We start from the raw sequence: 17,683 nt of genomic DNA on the forward strand, positions 1-17,683 counted from the left end.
CCATGGCTTTTCTTCGCCGCGTCTGGCGCTTGTTTCGCATGTTTTGGGTTTTACTGGCCGGCATTGCCATCACGCTTTTAGTCTTGCCCTTTCGCCGTGTTGGTTGGCTCAACGATGCGAGCGTTATGTCGATCGCCACTTGGTGGCATCGTCGTATGTTGGGTGCCATGGGTATTGCGGTACGGGTAGAGGGTGAAATCAAACCGCGTGCGGGAATTTGGATCAGTAACCATATTTCGTGGCTCGATATTCTGGTCATTGGCAGCCAAGCACCCGTGCACTTCGTGTCAAAGGCTGAAGTGCGCCGCTGGCCAGTGATTGGCTTTCTGGCCGCGCAAACCGGCACCTTATTTATTCAGCGCGGTGCGAACCAGACCGACCAGATCGTGACGGCGATGCAAAAGAAGCTCACGGAGGGCTATTCTGTGTTGTTTTTTCCGGAAGGAACGACCGGCCACGGGCATTATCTGCGCCGCTTTCATGGCCGGTTATTCGATGCTGCCCTGGCGTTGCACGCACCCATTGTGCCGGTGGCTATTCGCTACGAACATGAACCACAGCCGCATCCTGTGGTGCCCTATATCGACCAGCAATCGTTGCTGCATAATTTGTGGGGGGTGCTGGCGTTACCGCGTTTGGCGGTTACGGTCTACGGTGGGCAGCCTATCGCTGTGGAAGGTGTTGAACGGCGGAGACTGGCCGAGCGCAGCCGGGATGTGATACGGGCCGCGCTTGAACTGCCAGCTCCTGCCCTACCGCCGACAGAACTTAAATCCGCCAAGCGGAACAAACCGGCACAGGATTAGCGGTTAAACCACCACTGGCGATCGTTCGACACAATGGAAAATATTTTTTCATATCCCTGCTGCATCGGGTGAACTTTATCGTGCGCAGCCAGCTCTCGCTTGTACTGCACATCGGTGTTCAACGGCTTAAACACATCAATAAAGGGAATGTGCAGGCTGCGCGCCAATTCCGCCTGCCCTTGCACCAGACGCAGGACGCGGCTGTTGTGGCCCGGCTCATAAACCGGCGGCGGCGACACCAATAGCACTTTGAAGTGCGGCTTGGCGACTTCCAACATGGTTTTCAGGTTAAGGATACTGTCGCGCAGGCCCAATACCGGCTTTTCATCGAGAATACGGCAATCTTCGACGCCCATTTGCAGCACCACCCGACTGTCGATGTGCTGCAACAAGCGGCGCTCTACTTCGTTGGCAAAGTGTTCCCGTATAATGGTCGAGGTATCACCGGACACCCCTAAAAGATAGGGGACAAAAGGCTTGCCATTGCGTGCACTCAGCATCGCCAAACGCCCGACCCAGCCGAGGGTCGTTGGATCGCCCAAGCCTAACCCGAGAGAGTCGCCAACGAATGCAATGTGTGGAGTATCGGACATAGGTAACAAAACTCTATTCTTATCGTCTGCCTGAAGCTTAACAGACTCCCAAGAATAGAACAGTGTTACATAAAAACAAAGCCTCAATAAGAGGCCTTAAGTGGGGCAACATGAAACCGTTTACAGCAAATGCGTCAGTGTCTGTTCGACCAGTTGATACGCCTTACGCTCGTCAATGTCAGAATTCTGCACTTTAAAGAGCAAACCGTTCACCAACCCGAGGTAACCTTCGGCACGCAGCTTGTCGCCATCCAGCGCTTGCCGGAGCGTTTGCTCGATCTGGCTGTATTTGGCGTGATTGAAAATAGACTGCTGCCCCCAGTGCCCTGGCAAAAATAACAAAGACATCTGTTGCCGATGCATGAGCCAGAAGTCGGCATACGCCAACAACAACCCTTTGGCATCTAAGGTACTGGCTGCTTGATCCGTCAGGCGATCAATCAATTCGTCCAGTGGCGTTGCCACCATGGCATCCAGAATTTCTTCTTTATTTTTGAAGTAATAATAGATGGACGGTGGGGCACAAGGGATCAGCCCAGCAATTTTACGGATGGACACGCCCTGTGCACCATGCTCTTGCAGCAAACCGGAGGCAGTGTCCAAGATTTGCTGGCGGGATATCCGTGATCGACGTTTTTCCGGAGCTGTTTGATTCATAATAAATTCATACGTTGGTTGAACGATATTGGGTCATGCGAACCATTCTAACTGGAATTCTACACCTATCAGTGTAAAAACATCTGAAGAACAGTGTTTTAAATTGAAACCTGCTTGGTCAAGTTCGTCAAAAAACAGGTAGGTTTTTTATATTATGGCGACAAAAAAACGACTTTTAATAAAAAACACGATAGCACTAGAGCGATCAATGAGCGCTTTGCTACAATTCCGAACTCAAACACCGGTCATTGACTGACCTCACCCAAAAAGGAAAACAGCATGGCACTGGTACTGATTGTAGAGGATTCACCCAGCACGCTGGAAGCGTTCAAAATGACACTCGAAGGCGCAGGACATCGTGTAATTACCGCCGAAAACGGCACGCTGGCCATTGCGCGTGCAAAAACCGAAAAGCCCGACGTCATCATGATGGATATCGTCATGCCGGAAATGAACGGTTTTCAGGCCACGCGACGCATCAGCAGTGACCCTGAAACGGCGCAGATTCCCATCATCATGGTCACCACGAAAGACCAAGAGACAGACCGGGTATGGGGCAAGCGCCAAGGTGCTGTAGGCTATTTGACCAAGCCGGTCAGCGACAAAGACTTGCTGGCGGAAATAAAGCGCGTACTTGAAGCTGGATAACGGGCGCGCGTGAGCGCCCCGTTAAGCGGCTGACTTCTGCTGTTCTTGGACAGCAGAAAGATTCTCCACCATGGTTAACACCGGGCTCAGTTCTTTCTTCATCTGGCCCGAACCATCTTGCATGGCGTTGTTGATCACATCCGAAGCTTGATAACGCAACCGATCAGACAAGCCTTTACTGATATCCGTAATCGCCTTGGCTTGAGCGGGCGTTATCCAACCACTTTCAAACAGCATCTGCCGCAATTCCGCCATCTCTAAATAACCGATCTCCCGCAACCGAACGCGCTCGGCCAAGGTGAACAGCTCGTACAGGCGATCACTCCAGAACACCTGATCGTCTAACCATTCACTTTGATCGGTGGGCATATTAGCCGCCGCATCAACCTTTTCACCGCCCTGCAAGGCCTGAAGGTTGCTACCCATGGTTTGATTCTGAACGTAGTGTGTAACTCCGACTTGCACGATGCTCTCCTCCTGCATGCCATGGCCCTAAAAGGCCGCGATACAGAGGGATAGCAATTAGCTTGCCACAAACAAAGGAAGTGCTAAGACCCGCTCAATGCTGGGGCTTTGACCACAATAGGATAAAGTGCAGGCGGAAAACAGAGGCAACAGGCTGCCGCTGAGCGGCAAAGAAAAAGGCAGTGTCGTCGCCACTGCCTTCTATCATCGTGCTATACGTCGCGGAAATTTTGCTCTTGGCGCTCTTGCCGCATTTTCTCTTCGGCACAGAGTGTCGCCGTTGGGCGGGCTAACAAACGGCGCACGCCAATCGGCTCACCGGTCACCGCACAGTAACCGAATTCCCCAGTTTCAATGCGTTTGATGGCTTCACCAATCTTTGGCAACAACTTGCTTTGCCGGTCGAGGAAACGTAACTGAAGGCGGCGCTCTTCTTCCAGCGCAGCTTTATCCAACTCGTCGGCTTCGTACTGCATGTTTTGCAGTTCTTTTTTGGAAAACTCAATCTGTTCCCGAATTTCAGCTGCCATGTTCGTCAACAGATCACGGAAAAATTCCAACTGATCATCGTTCATGTAGTCTTCGTCGGGTGCCGCAACCAATTGTTCTTGTGTCAGCATCGCTATCTTCCTAACTGTTCAAAACATGAGACCAGCCCAACGCGGACCGACCCTTATAAAGCGGGGGCGCATGATATATCATAACGCGTTGCTTTAACATAGGCTTTCAGCACAGCGCCTTTTAGGCTCAAGGCTGAGAGCGCATAATATTGCCACCCTATTGAAAACCCGCATTTGCATGGCCCATTCCCCGGAGGAACCCATTGGCATGGAACACCTATACCGACTGACCCTGTCTTGCCCGGACCGGGTAGGTATCGTCGCGCGCGTGAGTAATTTTCTCGCGCAATACAATGGCACTATAACCGAAGCGAATCAACACGCGGACATGGCAGAAGGCTGGTTTTTTCTGCGTAATGAGATCAAGGCCGACTCCCTGCCCTTTGGCATTGAGACCTTTCGTGAAGTCTTTGCACCCATTGCCGCCGACATGAACATGGCATGGCAGGTCAATGACTCCCGCCAAAAGCGGCGCATTGTGTTAATGGCCAGCCGCGACAGCCATTGTTTGGCCGATTTGCTGAACCGCTGGCATTTTGGCGATTTGGATTGTGAAATCCCCTGTGTGATCGCCAACCATGACGATCTGCGCAGCTTGGTGGAATGGCACGGCATTCCCTTTCACCATGTGCCGGTTGACCCGGACAACAAGGCCGCTCACTTTGCTGCGGTCAGTGAATTGGTTATGGCGGCGCGCGCCGATACCATCGTACTTGCGCGCTACATGCAGATCCTCCCGCAGTCGTTTTGCACGCAGTGGTCGGGCAAAATCATCAACATTCACCACAGCTTTTTGCCTTCCTTTATTGGTGCTAAGCCCTACCATCAAGCGTTTGAGCGTGGCGTGAAGCTGATCGGGGCAACGTGCCACTATGTGACCGAAGACCTCGATGCCGGCCCAATCATTGATCAGGATGTGATGCGTGTCAGCCACCGGGACACCATTGAAGAAATGGTCCGACGCGGCAAAGATGTTGAAAAAGCCGTGTTAGCACGCGGCTTGCGCTGGCATATTGAAGACCGAGTGCTGATTCACGGTAACAAAACCGTTGTGTTTGAGTAAAGCTGCACAATAAATTAGAATCTACTAATGTTATTTATTGAAAAGAATGTTATGCTCTCGGCATGTCATCCTTAAATCGTGAGGTCGTTATGAATTATCAAGCACTCAGCCCGAAATACGCGGTATCCCCGCAGATTCGTCTAGAAGACATCGCCGCGTTGAAGGCCGATGGCTTTAAAGTCGTAATTTCGAACCGCCCCGATGGTGAAGAAGCGGGCCAGCCAACTGCGGCCCAAATCAAAGCCGCCTGTGAAGAAGCGGGTTTGGCATTTTACCATTGCCCTATGCAGGGACCGTCGGTAAACCCGGACGACGTTGAGGTATTGCGCGGATTGCTGCAGAAAGACGGCAAAATTTTTGCTTTTTGCCGCACCGGCAACCGCAGTTCCATGTTTTTCCAATACGCCCAGGCATGACGGAAGCTAGACGTTACATCCGGCTGTTGCTGTCTGATTTGAAAACAGAGCTGCAACGGCTGGAGATGTGGTCGGATCAATACCCGAGTGCGGAAGCCATGGCGAGCACCGAGCCCTTCGCGGTAGATACACTGGCCTTGGAAGAGTGGATACAGTTTATCTTTATGGCGCGCTTGGAGGCCATATTAGACGCTGGTGCACCTTTACCGGTGAGCTGTGAAATTGCGCCTTACGCGGAGCAGTGCTTACAGCACAAGACGGACAGTGCGGATCTTTTAAGGATCATCGGCAAAATTGACATCATGGTCACGCGAACCGATTGATTAACCCGCATACCCCTGTACATAAAAAAGGCAGCCGAGGCTGCCTTTTTTATGTGTAAGAAACGGCGGATTAAGCCGAGAAATTCGCTGCTGCAAATTCCCAGTTCACCAGTTTCCAGAACGCTTCCAGATACTTAGGACGCGCGTTACGGTAGTCGATGTAATACGCATGCTCCCATAGATCAACCGTCAACAGCGGCGTCACACCGGCTTCAGTGATGGGCGTGCCAGCATTGCTGGTGTTTATGATGTCTAAAGAACCATTAGCCGTTTTTACCAACCAAGTCCAAGAAGAACCAAAGTTGTTCACCGCTTTGTCGTCCAAGGCCGCTTGGAATTTCTCGAAAGAACCCCACTTCGCATTGATGGCATCCGCCAGAGCACCCGTAGGCGCACCGCCACCGTTCGGGCTCAAGCAGTTCCAGTAAAACGTATGGTTCCAAATTTGCGCCGCATTGTTGAACACGCCACCAGTCGACGTTTTTACGATGTCTTCCAGTGATTTGCCTTCAAACTCGGTACCAGGGACCAAGCCATTCAATTTGGTGACGTAGGTCGCGTGGTGCTTACCGTGGTGAAACTCTAAGGTTTCAGCCGAAATATGCGGTTCCAATGCATCTTTTGCGTAGGGCAGTGCCGGTAATTCAAAAGCCATGGTCAATTTCCTCATTGCTGTCGTGAATAAAACATCCGTGACTGGCTGAACGAAAAACAACCCGTTCAATAAGGCTTGTCGCCTTAGGTACCAGCCCTCAATCGGGGGGCATTATAGAACGATGCGGAATAACTTACAAAATTACTTGGTCTTTAGTGAGCGTAGGATAAAAAACAGTCACACAACAAAAGGTGACTTGCTGGTTCTGCACAGGCCTTTATAATGCGGTCACATTTCGAGATTAAAGCAGCAGCATGGCTACGACACCGCCCCCTGATCTGAACGATTTACCACGCATGGTTCCGGACCGCGATGATATTGCGCGTCGGCGCAGACGTGCTGCTACGCCACCGCCCACGCCACCCAGTGGCGGCGGACCAAAAGAGCCTGGAAAATCTTCTGGCAGCCCGGTATGGCCGCTATATATGCTGTGTATACTGTTGGCGGGCGGTATAGGATATTTATATTACACGGGACAGCAGGCCAGTGTGCAATTAGCCATGACCAATGCCCAGTTACAGTCTTCGAACGCACGCATCATGGAGTTGGAAGGGCAGCTGTCTGCAACGGATGAAAGCCTGTCGCTGAATGAAAATGCCATTCAGTCCAAATTAAACAACATTCTGGCAGAAATACGTAAGCTATGGGATGTGGCTGACGTGCGAAACCGCGACAACATACGCGACAATCAGGCCGCGATCACCGAATTGCAATCCCTCGCCAGCCGTTTACGGAACGACACCACAGCGTTACAAAGTGAACAACAAGAGACCATCACCACGCTGACCCAATTGCTGGACAACTTTACCGAGGAAGTGGCTTTACGCGCCGATCTGCAGTCTGTGTTGACCGCCTTGGAAGAACGCCAAAACGCCACCAACACCATTGTTCAGCGGCTGAACCGTGAAGACGAGGCGCTGCAAGCCCGCGTTGATGTCATTGGCTTGCGCGCCGAGGGTGCGGTTGAACAAGCGACAGAACTCAACCAAATTGTGAATCGTTTACGCATCGATACCGATGCGGTGTCGAACCAGCTCGGCCGCGAAGCACAGACCCGCTCGGCGCTCGCTGATTCTGTCGTCATGTTGCGCAGCCGAATTGCCGATTTAGAAGCACAGAGCACGGTCGATCTGGAAGACCGTTTGGCCATCGTGGAAACTTCGCGCGCCGACATCACGCAACGTCTTGCCAACTTGCAGGGTCAAATCAGCCAGATTCGCAATGAATTGGATGAGATGAACCGCGAGGTCGACGACTTCAGTACCGAGATTACGCCTTAACCGAGCCGGGAAGCAGCAACTGAGCTACCTGCTCGGGCATAAAGGGTCGCCCTCGATCATTGATGGCGGCCCCAATGATCACCGCCTTTAAGCACAGCGTTTGGTCGGCCGTACGATACACATCTTGTTCGAAGTTAAACCGTAAACGCCCATTAGGCACCAAATTCAAACCGACCCAAAACTGGTCGCCACTGGTCAGGCTGGCTTTGTAGTCCAGCTCGGCACGCGTAACCACCAAATCAATGCCTGCTCTCGACAGCTGCGCAAAATCGACCCCGCGGGCGAGCAAGAATTCGTGCCGCGTATGTTCGAGATAATTCTGATAGACCGCGTTGTTGACGATCCCTTGCAAGTCACACTCATAGTCGCGGACCTTCATGTCCAGCCGGTAGGCATACTCTTTCATCCGAATCTCTTATGGTTGTGGGGTCGAACACGGATTATGCCAAGGCGCTGTGAACGCGCCAATACATGGCGACAGGTTCTGACAAAAAGCAGTAGGTTTCTGCGGCAGAGCACGGTAGTCTTTTGGGCAAATAACAGGGTCACAAGGAGCATTGTATGCAACACGACAGTACCGGCTTGCGTTGGTTATTGGGGCTGGCCGCACTCATCATCATTATTACCGGCCTCAAGGCGGCGGAGGCCATCATGATTCCGTTGATGATGGCACTGTTTCTCGCCATCATCAGCCTCCCACCGTTGCACTGGATGACCCGCAAGGGTGTACCGGCCATCGTGGCGATTTTGATTGTTTTCGGCGTCATCGTTTTGGTTGGCACCTTGCTGGGCATCGTCATCGGTGCATCCGTGGACAGCTTTATGAACCGCTTGCCCGGATACCAGGCACGCTTGGACATGATGATGGGCGAGCTGTTGTCACAAACCGAGATTTTCGGCATTCCGGTCGATTTAGACGGGGCATTTGAGCAACTGAACCCCAGCCAGGCCATGTCGTTTGTCGGCACCGCGTTGTCGAGTGTAGGGTCGGTTCTGACTAACCTCTTCTTAGTGATCTTCATACTGTTGTTTCTCCTGTTGGAACAGGCAACCTTTTCGGCAAAGTTCCAGCGTGCGCTGCCCGGCGGGGCCAAGTCACTCTCTCACGCGGCGGGTTTTATTCGCCAGGTAAACAAATATCTCGCCATTAAAACGGTGATCAGCTTTATCACCGGCGCCTTGATCACCGTATTTCTCACCATTGTGGGCGTAGATTTCCCATTGCTGTGGGGCCTGATCGCATTGTTGATGAACTTCATCCCCAATGTCGGCTCCATTCTGGCGGCGATTCCGGCCGTACTGCTTGCCATTGTTCAGCTCGGCGTCGGTGACGCGGTGATCGTGGCCAGTGGGTATGTGGCCGTCAATGTGTTGATGGGTAATTTGATAGAACCCCGCATGATGGGCAGTGGTTTGGGATTGTCACCCTTGGTCGTGTTCTTATCGTTGTTGTTGTGGGGCTGGCTGTTTGGCCCGGTGGGGATGTTCCTGTCCATACCGTTAACTATGATCGCTAAAATCGCGCTGGAACAATCGCCCAGCACGCAGTGGATTGGCATCATCTTGGGCAGCGCACCCTTAATACATGAACATACGGAAACGCCCTCGGAATGAGGGCGCCAGAAAGCGCGTTATTTTTTAGCAAGATTTCATTTTTCTCACGCATATACAGTGAATAATTCTACACACCAAATAAACTCAGAATTATTCACTGCCGTATCACGCCTAAAATAGTCCAATCAACGGTCATACAACAACTCTACGGGCTGATTTTATGCGTATTCTGATTCTAGGCAGCGGCATCATCGGGGTAACCAGTGCTTGGTATTTGGCCAAAGCAGGCCATGAGGTTACTGTCATTGATCGCCAGGACGCCCCGGCTCTGGAAACCAGCTTTGCCAATGCCGGGCAAATTTCACCCGGTTATTCAGCTCCTTGGGCAGCACCGGGCGTGCCCATTAAAGCGATCAAATGGCTATTGCAAGACCTGGCACCGCTGCGCGTGACACCGCAACTGGACACCTTCCAGTGGCAATGGATGGCGCACATGCTCGCCAATTGCACCCATAAAGCCTACGCCATCAATAAGGCCCGTATGCTACGCGTGGCAGAATACAGCCGCGATTGTTTTATTCAGCTCCGTCAGGATACCGGAATTGCCTACGACAATGAGGCGAAAGGCCTGATTCAATTGTTCCGTACCCAAAAGCAGCTCGACGCGTCCGCCAAAGACATCAAAGTGTTGGAAGCATGCAATGTACGCTATGAACGCCTGAACGTAGCGGAGATTCTACGCCATGAGCCCGGCCTGCAAGCCGCGAAAGACAACCTGGTGGGCGGCTTACGCCTGCCCGGTGATGAAACCGGCGACTGTTTCAAGTTTACCCAAACGCTGGCCGAATCCTGCGAAGCATTAGGTGTACAGTTCCTTTTCAACACCGCCGTCGACGGCTTAGTCCAAGATGGCGATGCGATTACTGGCGTGCGCACGGGCACTGAAACCTTGCACGCCGATCGTGTACTGGTGGCACTGGGCAGTTTCAGCCGCCACTTATTGAAGCCCCTAGGCTTCAACTTACCCATTTATCCCGTAAAGGGTTACTCGCTGACCATGCCAGTAGCCGATGCAACACACACACCGACATCGACAGTGATGGATGAGACCTACAAGATTGCGCTCACGCGCCTAGGTGACCGCATTCGGGTTGGTGGAACCGCCGAACTGAGCGGATACAACACGCACTTGCCGGAAAACCGCAAAGCCAACATCAACCATGTGGTGCAAGACCTGTTCCCCGGCGGTGGCGACCTGCAACAGGCCGAATACTGGACAGGCTTGCGCCCGATGACGCCTGACGGCACGCCGATTATTGGCCCGACCCGCTTACGTAATTTATTCTTGAACACCGGACACGGCACCCTAGGCTGGACGATGTCTCTGGGTTCCGCCAAACTGGTGGCCGACCTGATGACCGGCCGACGCCCTGAGATTGATCCATCGGGTCTGGATATCGCGCGTTACCAACGGGGCCATAAGCGAGAGACCCTGCGCTGGTCCCATGAAGTAAAATAATATCGTCCGCTGTGGCGAAGCGCTGCCGAAGGTTGATGTAATCGGGGACGCCGTAAAAGCGTCCATGCTGGCTCGCTGCCGCCATTCAATGAACTCAAGCAACAAGGAATACACCATGACAGCAAAAACCATCATTTCTACGACCAACGCCCCGGCCGCTATCGGCCCTTATTCTCAGGCCGTTAAAGTCGGCAATACGGTGTATATGTCCGGCCAAATTCCGCTGGACCCAGCCACCATGGACATGGTGATGGATAGCTTTGAAGCACAGGCCGTACGCGTGTTTGAAAACGTGGATGCCGTGGCCAAAGCGGCGGGTGGCGATCTGTCCAACATCGTCAAATTGACCATTTTACTGACCGACTTGGCGAACTTTGCTGAAGTCAATGACATCATGACGCGCTATTTCAAAGAACCCTTCCCCGCCCGTGCCGCCTATGCCGTAAAGGCATTGCCCAAAGGTGCCGACATTGAAGTCGAAGCCGTATTGGTGTTGGAAGACTAAACCAGAAGACCGGGCCAGAAGACCAAGCCAGCAGACCAAGACAGGAACGTACATTCATGGCACGCAACGCAATCGCTACGGTTCATTTGGACGCCATTCGGCACAACTATCGGCTCGCCAAAGCGCAAGCACCGGGCGCTAAGGCAGCCGCGATAGTGAAAGCCAATGCCTATGGGCATGGCGCGGTTGCAGTTGCGCGTGCCTTAGCCAATGAGGCGGATGCCTTCGGCGTGGCCTGCATTGAAGAAGCCATTGAACTACGTGACGCAGGCGTTACCCGACCCATTATGCTGCTGGAAGGCTTTTTTCACGCCGATGAACTGCCATTGATTGACCAACTTGGCTTGTGGACGGTGATTCATAACGACGAGCAACTGAAAGCGCTCGTAGCGTTCGCGCCGCGCTTTACGCATTCGCTGAGTGTGTGGATAAAACTGGATACCGGCATGCATCGGCTGGGCTTTGCACCTGAACGCGCACGCGACCTGGTGCGACAAATCCGTGCTTTACCCAAGATCGATGACGTGGTGGTAATGACCCACTTCGCCCGTTCAGATGAACCCGAACAAGCGCAAACGCCGGAGCAAATTCGCCGTTTCCGAGCAGCCATTGAAGGCTTGGCGGTGCCGGTGAGTTTGTGCAATTCAGCCGGTGTCATGGCTTGGCCGAACGCGCATGGGCAATGGCTGCGCCCCGGCATGATGCTGTACGGCGCGACGCCCTTTATGAGCCATAATGCCGTAGCGGATGAATTGCAGGCGGGCATGACGTTAACGTCTGAGTTGATTGCTGTGCGAGACGTAGCGGCAGGCGAGGCCGTGGGCTATGGCGCGACGTTCCGGTGTGAAGCGCCGCGTCGAATCGGCACCGTGGCCATGGGCTACGGCGACGGCTACCCGCGCCACGCTAAAAACGGCACGCCCGTCTTGGTAAACGGACAGCGTGCACCTTTGGCGGGACGAGTATCCATGGACATGCTGACCGTTGATTTGACTCACCTACCACAGGCCAAGGTGGGAGACACCGTAACCTTTTGGGGGCCTGATCTGCCAGCAGCGGAAGTCGCACCTTGGTGCGACACCATCCCCTACACCTTGGTCACCTGCCTGACGCCGCGTGTGAAGCGGGTGTACCAAGGGTAAGGCCTCTTCGCATGCCGCAGAGCCTGCGGCCAGAACCTAGGACTTGAAACCTAGGGCTTAACCTCTTCCGTACCATCGGCATGTTTGGCGAACCGACCACGTTTATGACCATGTACATGGTCATAACTCGGCCAAGGCCAACCACCGAACTGGTCTTTGCGGTAGTCTGCGAATGCTTGATGGATTTCGTCTTCAGTGTTCATCACAAACGGGCCGTATTTAGCCACCGGCTCGCCAATCGGCTTACCTTGCAACAACAGCATATCGCAACCCTTGGCTCCAGCTTTTAAACGCACCGGCTGTGCGGAGTCCAGCAACACACCCTGCTCGATGCGCACGGATTGCTGTTCCACCGTCAGTTCGTCACCGCGATAGTAATACAGAATTCGGTTCAGTCCGGCGCTGGCGGCGGGCAACTCCCACTCGGCATCGGGCGCCATGTGAATGGTCCAAATCGCCACCTCATTGGCTTCGTCCGCCGCCCAAGACTCTGGTGGGGGTGCAGGCGGGCGTTTTTCCGCCAAAGTTCCGGCGGTGATCACCACGCGCGTGGTGCGATCAGCGCTGTCTTTATGTACGAACTCCGGCACTTCTTCTTTCCACAGCATGGTGAAATGCGGGTCGGTCATCTTGCTTCTGGCCGGTAAATTGAGCCAAATCTGAAACAACTCCATGGTGTTTTCTTTGTCGTCATGCATCAGCGGAAACATTTCCGAATGTTGCACGCCACGCCCGGCGGTCATCCACTGGGTATCACCCCCCATATACCGCCCGGCTGCGCCCATGGAATCCGCATGATCCACCACACCCTTGGTCACCACCGTAACGGTTTCAAAACCGCGGTGCGGATGGCCGGGAAAGCCCGGTATCTTGTCGCCATGATACATGCGCCAGCCATCGCGGATTTCAAAGTCCTGCCCGATATTGCGGCCTTTCAACAGGGCGCGCTCCGGGCCAAGCTGACCGTTACCGGCCGGAAAGAAATCTTCATGGTGTACACAGAACAAAAACGGATCGGCGGTTTGCCACGGGAAACCGAGATCAAATACTTGGCGAATCGGTGATGCTGACATAACAGACCCTCTTAATGCGATATTGGCGCTATTATACGTGCTATTGAGCATAGCAGTCCCCATTGCCATTACATTTACTTGCCGTACCTTCAACACCTTCACTCAACTGTTATACTCCATAACACCAAAGCAAACACGGCGTCGGCCATGCGAGATAAGTCTCTACAAACCGTTTCTGATCGGAAATCCATCGACCAATTTCTGAACCAAGTAAAGGAACTGGCTGTACCGCAAGCACAGCAAGGTCGGTTGATCTTCGCGCTCGACGCTACTGCCAGTCGGAAGCCGACGTGGGATCAAGCGTGCCAACTGCAAAGTGAGTTGTTTCTGGCCACCCAAGACCTCGGCGGCTTGGCCGTGCAACTCTGCTATTACCGGGGGTTTGGCGAATTCGTCGCCGCGCCTTGGCTGAGCCAAACGCAGCCTCTGCTACAGCGCATGAACGGCGTAGATGTATTAGGAGGGCACACTCAGATTCGCAAGGTACTGCGCCACGCGGTAGAAGAAACGCGCAAACAACGGGTCAGCGCTGTGGTATTCATCGGCGACTGCTGTGAAGAAGCGGTGGATGATCTTTGCCAATTGGCGGGCGAACTTGGCTTATTGCGCACGCCGGTTTTTATTTTCCAAGAAGGCCAGGACAACGCCGCCGAACAAGCCTTCCGGCAAATCAGTCATTTATCCGGCGGGGCCTATGCACCGTTCGATCTTAACAGTCCCGGGATTTTAAAAGACCTGTTGGCCGCCGTGGCGATTTACGCCACCGGCGGCCCGAAGGCACTCGAACAACATGCCAAACAACAAGGTCAGCACGTAAAATTGCTGACGCGCCAGATGACTTGAACACGCTGAGGAGCCGCACGTGAACCCCGCCACCTTATTGGTTATTTTCGCTGCTGGTTTGCTCGCTTGGGTCTGGGTGCGTAACCAACCTTCGGCGCAGAGACGTGCCGCCGTCACCAAACTGGCGCTCTTTGGTGGGGCGCTTATATTGATTGTTCTTGCCGCGACCGGCCGCTTGCACATATTGGGCGCGGCCTTGGCCATGCTACTCCCCTTTGTGCGTCGCCTATGGCCGATGTTGCTCGGGTTGTTCATCCGAAAACAGCAACAAAAGCGTGATCGAAGCAGCGGACAGGCAAGCGGAGGACAATCTCGCGTCAGCAGTGCCATCATCGATATGGTACTGGAACATGACACCGGGCTGATGTTTGGCACCATAAGACAAGGCGAATTTGCGGGCAAAGAACTGGCCGAACTGAGCGACGAACAATTCATCACGTTGTTGCAGTATTGCCGGAAATATGATGAAGACTCTACCCGCCTGCTCGAAGCCTACCTCGACAAACGGTTTGGCGACCGCTGGCGGCAAGATGATCCGGGGGCCAATACGCAGGATGAAACGAGTCGTGACACCCGCAACAGTAGCGACATGACGCGTGCCGAAGCCTATGACATTCTTGGTCTGGAACCCGGTGCCAGCCGAGATGAAATTGTTCAGGCGCATCGCCGTTTAATGCAGAAAATGCACCCCGACCGGGGTGGCAGTGCTTATTTGGCGGCCCGTATTAATGCAGCGCGGACCCTGCTGCTGGATCACTAACCCTCGTATTAACGTTCAACACCGTCCCGCCTTCATGATGGATGGTGTTGAACGTCATCTCACTATGGCGACCTTAACTCGTGGCACTGACCCTGAATGTGGCCGCCAACGCTTGCAAGTCTGCCCCCAGCTTGCTCAATTCAACCGTAGCCTGCTGGGTTTGCTCGCTGGCCGTCGCCGTTTGTTCTGCTACGCCATTAATGTTAGACACATTGCGATTGATCTCTTCCGCCACCGCACCCTGCTCGGTAACCGCCGTAGCGATTTGTGAGGTCATGGACTGAATGCTGCCGATGGCGTCGGTAATTTCCGCGAATGCGGTACGCATTTTCTCCGCAGGCTCACGCGTGGTCGATGCAAGTTCTGCACTGCGCGCCATGGCCTGCACACCCAGCTCGGCGGTTTTTTGCAGGTTAGTGATCAGTGATTCAATCTTCTCGGTAGATTCCTGGGTGCGCTGCGACAACGTCCGCACTTCATCGGCCACCACGGCAAAACCACGCCCGGCTTCACCCGCACGCGCCGCTTCAATGGCAGCGTTCAAGGCCAGCAAGTTGGTTTGTTCGGCAATGCCGCTGATCACATCCAACACGGAGCCGATTTGGTCACCTGCCGCTTTTAATTCATTCACCGCCTGCGACGAGCGATCCACTTCATCCGCCAATTGTTTGGTAAGGTCTATGGTATGACGCACCAACTTACCACCGGCTTGGGTTTGTTGTTCGCATTCCATCGCTGCCGACGAGGCTTCCTCGGCGTTTTTCGCCACTTCTTGCACCGTAACCGTCATTTCATTCATGGCCGTAGCCACTTGTTCGGTTTCGCCGCGCTGCTCGGTGATCAGTTGCGTATTTTGCTGCGCCACCACGGACATTTCTTCCGTGGCCGACGAAAGCTGGGATATACCCATGGTTAGACGACTCACTAGATCACGCAATGACACGATGGTGTCTTGCGTAGAACGCATCAAATCACCCAACTCATCCTTGCGTTTGGTGGTGACATTTTGATTGAGATCGCCATCGGCCAAGCCACGCAGGATATCCACTAATTGATGCGTGGGCGTTACGATGTTGGCCGTGATCAGCAACGCTAGAAAAACCCCGACCGCCAATGCACCTAACGACAGGCTTGCCATCACCAGCTCAGCTTGGTCTTCCCGCGCCACCATGCCCACATAATTGGCATCGGCCCACTCTCCGATCAGACGAGACACACCCCGAGCGGCCGTGGTGATGTTTTCCTCCAAGGCATCCCGATTGCCGGCTGGACCCGCCGCCACGTACGCATCGAACGCGCTCAAATAACCATTAATGCCCTGGGTGATTCGGTCAATGGCCGCTATTTCATCGCCCGTTGTGGCAACGGCCGCTAGCTCAGCAGTCGACGCCTGCATTTGATCGACCAGCGCATTCACCTCATCAATGTAGATTTGTTCGCCCCGAATGATGTAATTCTTCTCGGCGAGTCGGGCGTCACCCATCAGCACATTCACCTGATTGGCATCAATGGTTTGCTCTACGTCCGTCATAATGCCGCGCAAGGCCGAAAAACTGACAAAGGATATGACCAATAACAAGGCCAATATTGAGCCGAAGCCCACAATCAACTTCATGCGAATGCTCAAGGCACTCAACAGGTTTTGGAGGGTGTTCATCTTTATGTGTTCCTTTTGCATCGTCGTTAGGTCATCGAATTCGAACTGAATTCACTACTGAGAAGGCCGTGAGAGACACAAGTCCTTCGTACTACAGCCTAGGTGGTTTATGAGTATTGTCCAAAGGGCTTACGTGAACGGTGCAGCATAAAATTGCACCATGACAATATTTTGTCCGGTTAAGACTATTTTTAGAGCTATTTATTGACAGCCAAACGTCAATTGACCAATTGATTAGCTTTTGCTTTTTTAGTGAAAACAAGGCTTTAAGTGTAGCGGGGATGGGGCTTTCACCACAGAACGGCGTTAGAAAGGTTTACACGTAACGAATTGTAATTTCAGGCCATTAACCGCAACACAGATCGGATCTTGCAATATCTTACATTTTTATGACAACGTCGCCGCCTACATCAAAAGAGCGCCAGCGGTCGGCGCTCTTTCTCGTTAACGCAAAGAACAACAAGCTACTTAGGCGGTTTCTAGTGCCTCTGACTTATGCTCAATCGCCTGCCGCTCTCCACCACCGGACTGAATGGCAATGGTGCGTGGTTTCATGGCTTCGGGCACTTCTTTATACAGGCCAATCGACAACAAACCGTTGTTCAGGTTCGCGCCGCCCACCTTAATGTGGTCGGCCAAGTTAAACCGACGTTCGAAGGAACGGAAGGCGATGCCTTGGTGCAGGTATTTTTTGCTGTCGCCGTCGGTGGATTTTTTGCCTTTCACGGTGAGCACGCCACCTTCAAGCTGAATATCCAATTCACTTTCCGCGAAACCCGCTACGGCCAAAGTAATGGCGTATTCGTCGTCGCCGGTCACTTCAATATTGTATGGTGGGTAGCCGGTGGATTGATCGCTGCGCATGGCGCTGTCGAGCAAGTTAGCCAAGCGGTCGAAGCCCACACTGCTGCGGTATAGGGGTGTTAAATCAATGGTTGCCATGGTGTTATCCTCCAAGAGAAGCAATAGACATTGTCATGTAAGTAGCGCCTGCTCAACTCAGTGACACAAGCCCTACAGGATCTTAAATAGGGTTTCGTTGGCGTGCTTCAAGTTCGGTTTTTTGTAAAAAAAGTGCAAGCAAACAAGCGTTCTGTATCGGAA

The 17,683-nt window shown here is 53.3% G+C and carries 21 protein-coding genes; 12 read left to right on the forward strand and 9 right to left on the reverse strand.

Going from position 1 to position 17,683, the window contains the following annotated elements; all coding sequences use genetic code 11:
- Nucleotides 1–2: 2 nt before the first annotated feature.
- Nucleotides 3–806 (forward strand): lysophospholipid acyltransferase family protein, encoded by an 804-nt coding sequence (locus ACFOSD_RS14640; protein WP_380697868.1) that lies wholly within the window; start codon nt 3–5, stop codon nt 804–806.
- Here ACFOSD_RS14640 and ACFOSD_RS14645 read toward each other — a convergent pair.
- Nucleotides 803–1,399 carry a GDSL-type esterase/lipase family protein gene (locus tag ACFOSD_RS14645; protein ID WP_380697870.1) on the reverse strand — a complete coding sequence of 199 codons (597 nt, stop codon included), beginning with the start codon at nt 1,397–1,399 and terminating at the stop codon, nt 803–805. The genes ACFOSD_RS14640 and ACFOSD_RS14645 overlap by 4 nt on opposite strands.
- A gap of 120 nt (nt 1,400–1,519) precedes the next feature.
- The gene (locus ACFOSD_RS14650; RefSeq protein WP_380697872.1) at nt 1,520–2,056 is read right to left on the reverse strand and encodes a TetR/AcrR family transcriptional regulator; all 537 of its coding nucleotides are present in this window, start codon (nt 2,054–2,056) and stop codon (nt 1,520–1,522) included.
- A 279-nt stretch (nt 2,057–2,335) separates the two neighbouring features.
- Here ACFOSD_RS14650 and ACFOSD_RS14655 point away from each other — a divergent pair, with 279 nt between their 5' ends.
- Nucleotides 2,336–2,704, forward strand: coding sequence for a response regulator (locus tag ACFOSD_RS14655; RefSeq protein ID WP_380697874.1), 369 nt, complete (start codon nt 2,336–2,338; stop codon nt 2,702–2,704).
- 21 nt (nt 2,705–2,725) lie between these two features.
- On the opposite strand, the gene ACFOSD_RS14660 is transcribed toward ACFOSD_RS14655, so the two are convergent.
- Both ACFOSD_RS14660 and dksA read right to left on the reverse strand, forming a co-directional pair.
- Nucleotides 2,726–3,169 carry a hypothetical protein gene (locus tag ACFOSD_RS14660; RefSeq protein WP_380697876.1) on the reverse strand — a complete coding sequence of 148 codons (444 nt, stop codon included), beginning with the start codon at nt 3,167–3,169 and terminating at the stop codon, nt 2,726–2,728.
- A gap of 212 nt (nt 3,170–3,381) precedes the next feature.
- Nucleotides 3,382–3,789: an RNA polymerase-binding protein DksA gene (gene dksA / locus ACFOSD_RS14665; RefSeq protein WP_380697878.1), complete on the reverse strand. Its 408-nt coding sequence runs from the start codon at nt 3,787–3,789 to the stop codon at nt 3,382–3,384.
- Between the two features lie 208 nt (nt 3,790–3,997).
- On the opposite strand from dksA, the gene purU reads away from it, so the two are divergent.
- The 3 genes from purU (at nt 3,998) to ACFOSD_RS14680 (ending at nt 5,591) form a co-directional block, all read left to right on the forward strand.
- On the forward strand, nt 3,998–4,852 hold the full coding sequence (gene purU, locus ACFOSD_RS14670; RefSeq protein ID WP_380697880.1) for a formyltetrahydrofolate deformylase: 855 nt from the start codon (nt 3,998–4,000) through the stop codon (nt 4,850–4,852).
- An 89-nt stretch (nt 4,853–4,941) separates the two neighbouring features.
- Nucleotides 4,942–5,268 carry a TIGR01244 family sulfur transferase gene (locus ACFOSD_RS14675; protein ID WP_380697882.1) on the forward strand — a complete coding sequence of 109 codons (327 nt, stop codon included), beginning with the start codon at nt 4,942–4,944 and terminating at the stop codon, nt 5,266–5,268.
- Entirely contained in the window at nt 5,265–5,591 is a 327-nt protein-coding gene (locus ACFOSD_RS14680) for a YqcC family protein (RefSeq protein ID WP_380697884.1), read from the forward strand. Before ACFOSD_RS14675 ends, ACFOSD_RS14680 begins: the two co-directional genes overlap by 4 nt.
- Nucleotides 5,592–5,661: 70 nt before the next feature.
- On the opposite strand, the gene ACFOSD_RS14685 is transcribed toward ACFOSD_RS14680, so the two are convergent.
- Nucleotides 5,662–6,246: a superoxide dismutase gene (locus tag ACFOSD_RS14685; protein ID WP_380697886.1), complete on the reverse strand. Its 585-nt coding sequence runs from the start codon at nt 6,244–6,246 to the stop codon at nt 5,662–5,664.
- 254 nt (nt 6,247–6,500) lie between these two features.
- Here ACFOSD_RS14685 and ACFOSD_RS14690 point away from each other — a divergent pair, with 254 nt between their 5' ends.
- Nucleotides 6,501–7,526 carry a hypothetical protein gene (locus ACFOSD_RS14690; RefSeq protein ID WP_380697888.1) on the forward strand — a complete coding sequence of 342 codons (1,026 nt, stop codon included), beginning with the start codon at nt 6,501–6,503 and terminating at the stop codon, nt 7,524–7,526.
- Here ACFOSD_RS14690 and ACFOSD_RS14695 read toward each other — a convergent pair.
- On the reverse strand, nt 7,516–7,932 hold the full coding sequence (locus ACFOSD_RS14695; protein ID WP_380697890.1) for an acyl-CoA thioesterase: 417 nt from the start codon (nt 7,930–7,932) through the stop codon (nt 7,516–7,518). The two genes, ACFOSD_RS14690 and ACFOSD_RS14695, sit on opposite strands and share 11 nt — an antisense overlap.
- A 155-nt stretch (nt 7,933–8,087) precedes the next feature.
- Between ACFOSD_RS14695 and ACFOSD_RS14700 the strand changes: the two genes are divergently transcribed.
- The 4 genes from ACFOSD_RS14700 (at nt 8,088) to alr (ending at nt 12,246) form a co-directional block, all read left to right on the forward strand.
- Nucleotides 8,088–9,140 (forward strand): AI-2E family transporter, encoded by a 1,053-nt coding sequence (locus tag ACFOSD_RS14700; RefSeq protein WP_380697892.1) that lies wholly within the window; start codon nt 8,088–8,090, stop codon nt 9,138–9,140.
- A gap of 160 nt (nt 9,141–9,300) precedes the next feature.
- Nucleotides 9,301–10,599 (forward strand): D-amino acid dehydrogenase, encoded by a 1,299-nt coding sequence (locus ACFOSD_RS14705; protein ID WP_380697894.1) that lies wholly within the window; start codon nt 9,301–9,303, stop codon nt 10,597–10,599.
- A gap of 115 nt (nt 10,600–10,714) precedes the next feature.
- Nucleotides 10,715–11,104, forward strand: coding sequence for a RidA family protein (locus ACFOSD_RS14710; RefSeq protein WP_380697896.1), 390 nt, complete (start codon nt 10,715–10,717; stop codon nt 11,102–11,104).
- A 56-nt stretch (nt 11,105–11,160) separates the two neighbouring features.
- Nucleotides 11,161–12,246, forward strand: coding sequence for an alanine racemase (gene alr / locus ACFOSD_RS14715; protein WP_380697898.1), 1,086 nt, complete (start codon nt 11,161–11,163; stop codon nt 12,244–12,246).
- Nucleotides 12,247–12,296: 50 nt separating this feature from the next.
- Here alr and ACFOSD_RS14720 read toward each other — a convergent pair whose 3' ends face one another.
- Nucleotides 12,297–13,319, reverse strand: coding sequence for a pirin family protein (locus ACFOSD_RS14720; RefSeq protein ID WP_380697900.1), 1,023 nt, complete (start codon nt 13,317–13,319; stop codon nt 12,297–12,299).
- 147 nt (nt 13,320–13,466) lie between these two features.
- Between ACFOSD_RS14720 and ACFOSD_RS14725 the strand changes: the two genes are divergently transcribed.
- Nucleotides 13,467–14,162 (forward strand): VWA domain-containing protein, encoded by a 696-nt coding sequence (locus ACFOSD_RS14725; RefSeq protein WP_380697902.1) that lies wholly within the window; start codon nt 13,467–13,469, stop codon nt 14,160–14,162.
- A gap of 19 nt (nt 14,163–14,181) precedes the next feature.
- Nucleotides 14,182–14,922: a DnaJ domain-containing protein gene (locus ACFOSD_RS14730; protein ID WP_380697904.1), complete on the forward strand. Its 741-nt coding sequence runs from the start codon at nt 14,182–14,184 to the stop codon at nt 14,920–14,922.
- Nucleotides 14,923–14,995: 73 nt separating this feature from the next.
- On the opposite strand, the gene ACFOSD_RS14735 is transcribed toward ACFOSD_RS14730, so the two are convergent.
- On the reverse strand, nt 14,996–16,579 hold the full coding sequence (locus ACFOSD_RS14735) for a methyl-accepting chemotaxis protein (RefSeq protein WP_380697906.1): 1,584 nt from the start codon (nt 16,577–16,579) through the stop codon (nt 14,996–14,998).
- A 468-nt stretch (nt 16,580–17,047) separates the two neighbouring features.
- Nucleotides 17,048–17,521: an Hsp20 family protein gene (locus ACFOSD_RS14740; RefSeq protein ID WP_380697908.1), complete on the reverse strand. Its 474-nt coding sequence runs from the start codon at nt 17,519–17,521 to the stop codon at nt 17,048–17,050.
- Nucleotides 17,522–17,683: the final 162 nt, after the last annotated feature.

It is taken from the genome of Salinispirillum marinum, from assembly GCF_042650105.1.
Taxonomy (GTDB): domain Bacteria; phylum Pseudomonadota; class Gammaproteobacteria; order Pseudomonadales; family Natronospirillaceae; genus Salinispirillum; species Salinispirillum marinum.

Excerpts from the sequence above, each read along its gene's own strand:
- ACFOSD_RS14725 (WP_380697902.1), top strand. The coding sequence starts at position 13,467 with ATGCGAGATAAGTCTCTACAAACCGTTTCTGATCGGAAATCCATCGAC.
- ACFOSD_RS14710 (WP_380697896.1), top strand. The coding sequence starts at position 10,715 with ATGACAGCAAAAACCATCATTTCTACGACCAACGCCCCGGCCGCTATC.
- ACFOSD_RS14700 (WP_380697892.1), top strand. The coding sequence starts at position 8,088 with ATGCAACACGACAGTACCGGCTTGCGTTGGTTATTGGGGCTGGCCGCA.
- dksA (WP_380697878.1), bottom strand. The coding sequence starts at position 3,789 with ATGCTGACACAAGAACAATTGGTTGCGGCACCCGACGAAGACTACATG.
- ACFOSD_RS14680 (WP_380697884.1), top strand. The coding sequence starts at position 5,265 with ATGACGGAAGCTAGACGTTACATCCGGCTGTTGCTGTCTGATTTGAAA.
- alr (WP_380697898.1), top strand. The coding sequence starts at position 11,161 with ATGGCACGCAACGCAATCGCTACGGTTCATTTGGACGCCATTCGGCAC.
- ACFOSD_RS14740 (WP_380697908.1), bottom strand. The coding sequence starts at position 17,521 with ATGGCAACCATTGATTTAACACCCCTATACCGCAGCAGTGTGGGCTTC.
- ACFOSD_RS14650 (WP_380697872.1), bottom strand. The coding sequence starts at position 2,056 with ATGAATCAAACAGCTCCGGAAAAACGTCGATCACGGATATCCCGCCAG.
- ACFOSD_RS14645 (WP_380697870.1), bottom strand. The coding sequence starts at position 1,399 with ATGTCCGATACTCCACACATTGCATTCGTTGGCGACTCTCTCGGGTTA.
- ACFOSD_RS14735 (WP_380697906.1), bottom strand. The coding sequence starts at position 16,579 with ATGAACACCCTCCAAAACCTGTTGAGTGCCTTGAGCATTCGCATGAAG.
- ACFOSD_RS14720 (WP_380697900.1), bottom strand. The coding sequence starts at position 13,319 with ATGTCAGCATCACCGATTCGCCAAGTATTTGATCTCGGTTTCCCGTGG.
- ACFOSD_RS14640 (WP_380697868.1), top strand. The coding sequence starts at position 3 with ATGGCTTTTCTTCGCCGCGTCTGGCGCTTGTTTCGCATGTTTTGGGTT.
- ACFOSD_RS14690 (WP_380697888.1), top strand. The coding sequence starts at position 6,501 with ATGGCTACGACACCGCCCCCTGATCTGAACGATTTACCACGCATGGTT.
- ACFOSD_RS14695 (WP_380697890.1), bottom strand. The coding sequence starts at position 7,932 with ATGAAAGAGTATGCCTACCGGCTGGACATGAAGGTCCGCGACTATGAG.
- ACFOSD_RS14685 (WP_380697886.1), bottom strand. The coding sequence starts at position 6,246 with ATGGCTTTTGAATTACCGGCACTGCCCTACGCAAAAGATGCATTGGAA.
- ACFOSD_RS14655 (WP_380697874.1), top strand. The coding sequence starts at position 2,336 with ATGGCACTGGTACTGATTGTAGAGGATTCACCCAGCACGCTGGAAGCG.
- purU (WP_380697880.1), top strand. The coding sequence starts at position 3,998 with ATGGAACACCTATACCGACTGACCCTGTCTTGCCCGGACCGGGTAGGT.
- ACFOSD_RS14675 (WP_380697882.1), top strand. The coding sequence starts at position 4,942 with ATGAATTATCAAGCACTCAGCCCGAAATACGCGGTATCCCCGCAGATT.
- ACFOSD_RS14705 (WP_380697894.1), top strand. The coding sequence starts at position 9,301 with ATGCGTATTCTGATTCTAGGCAGCGGCATCATCGGGGTAACCAGTGCT.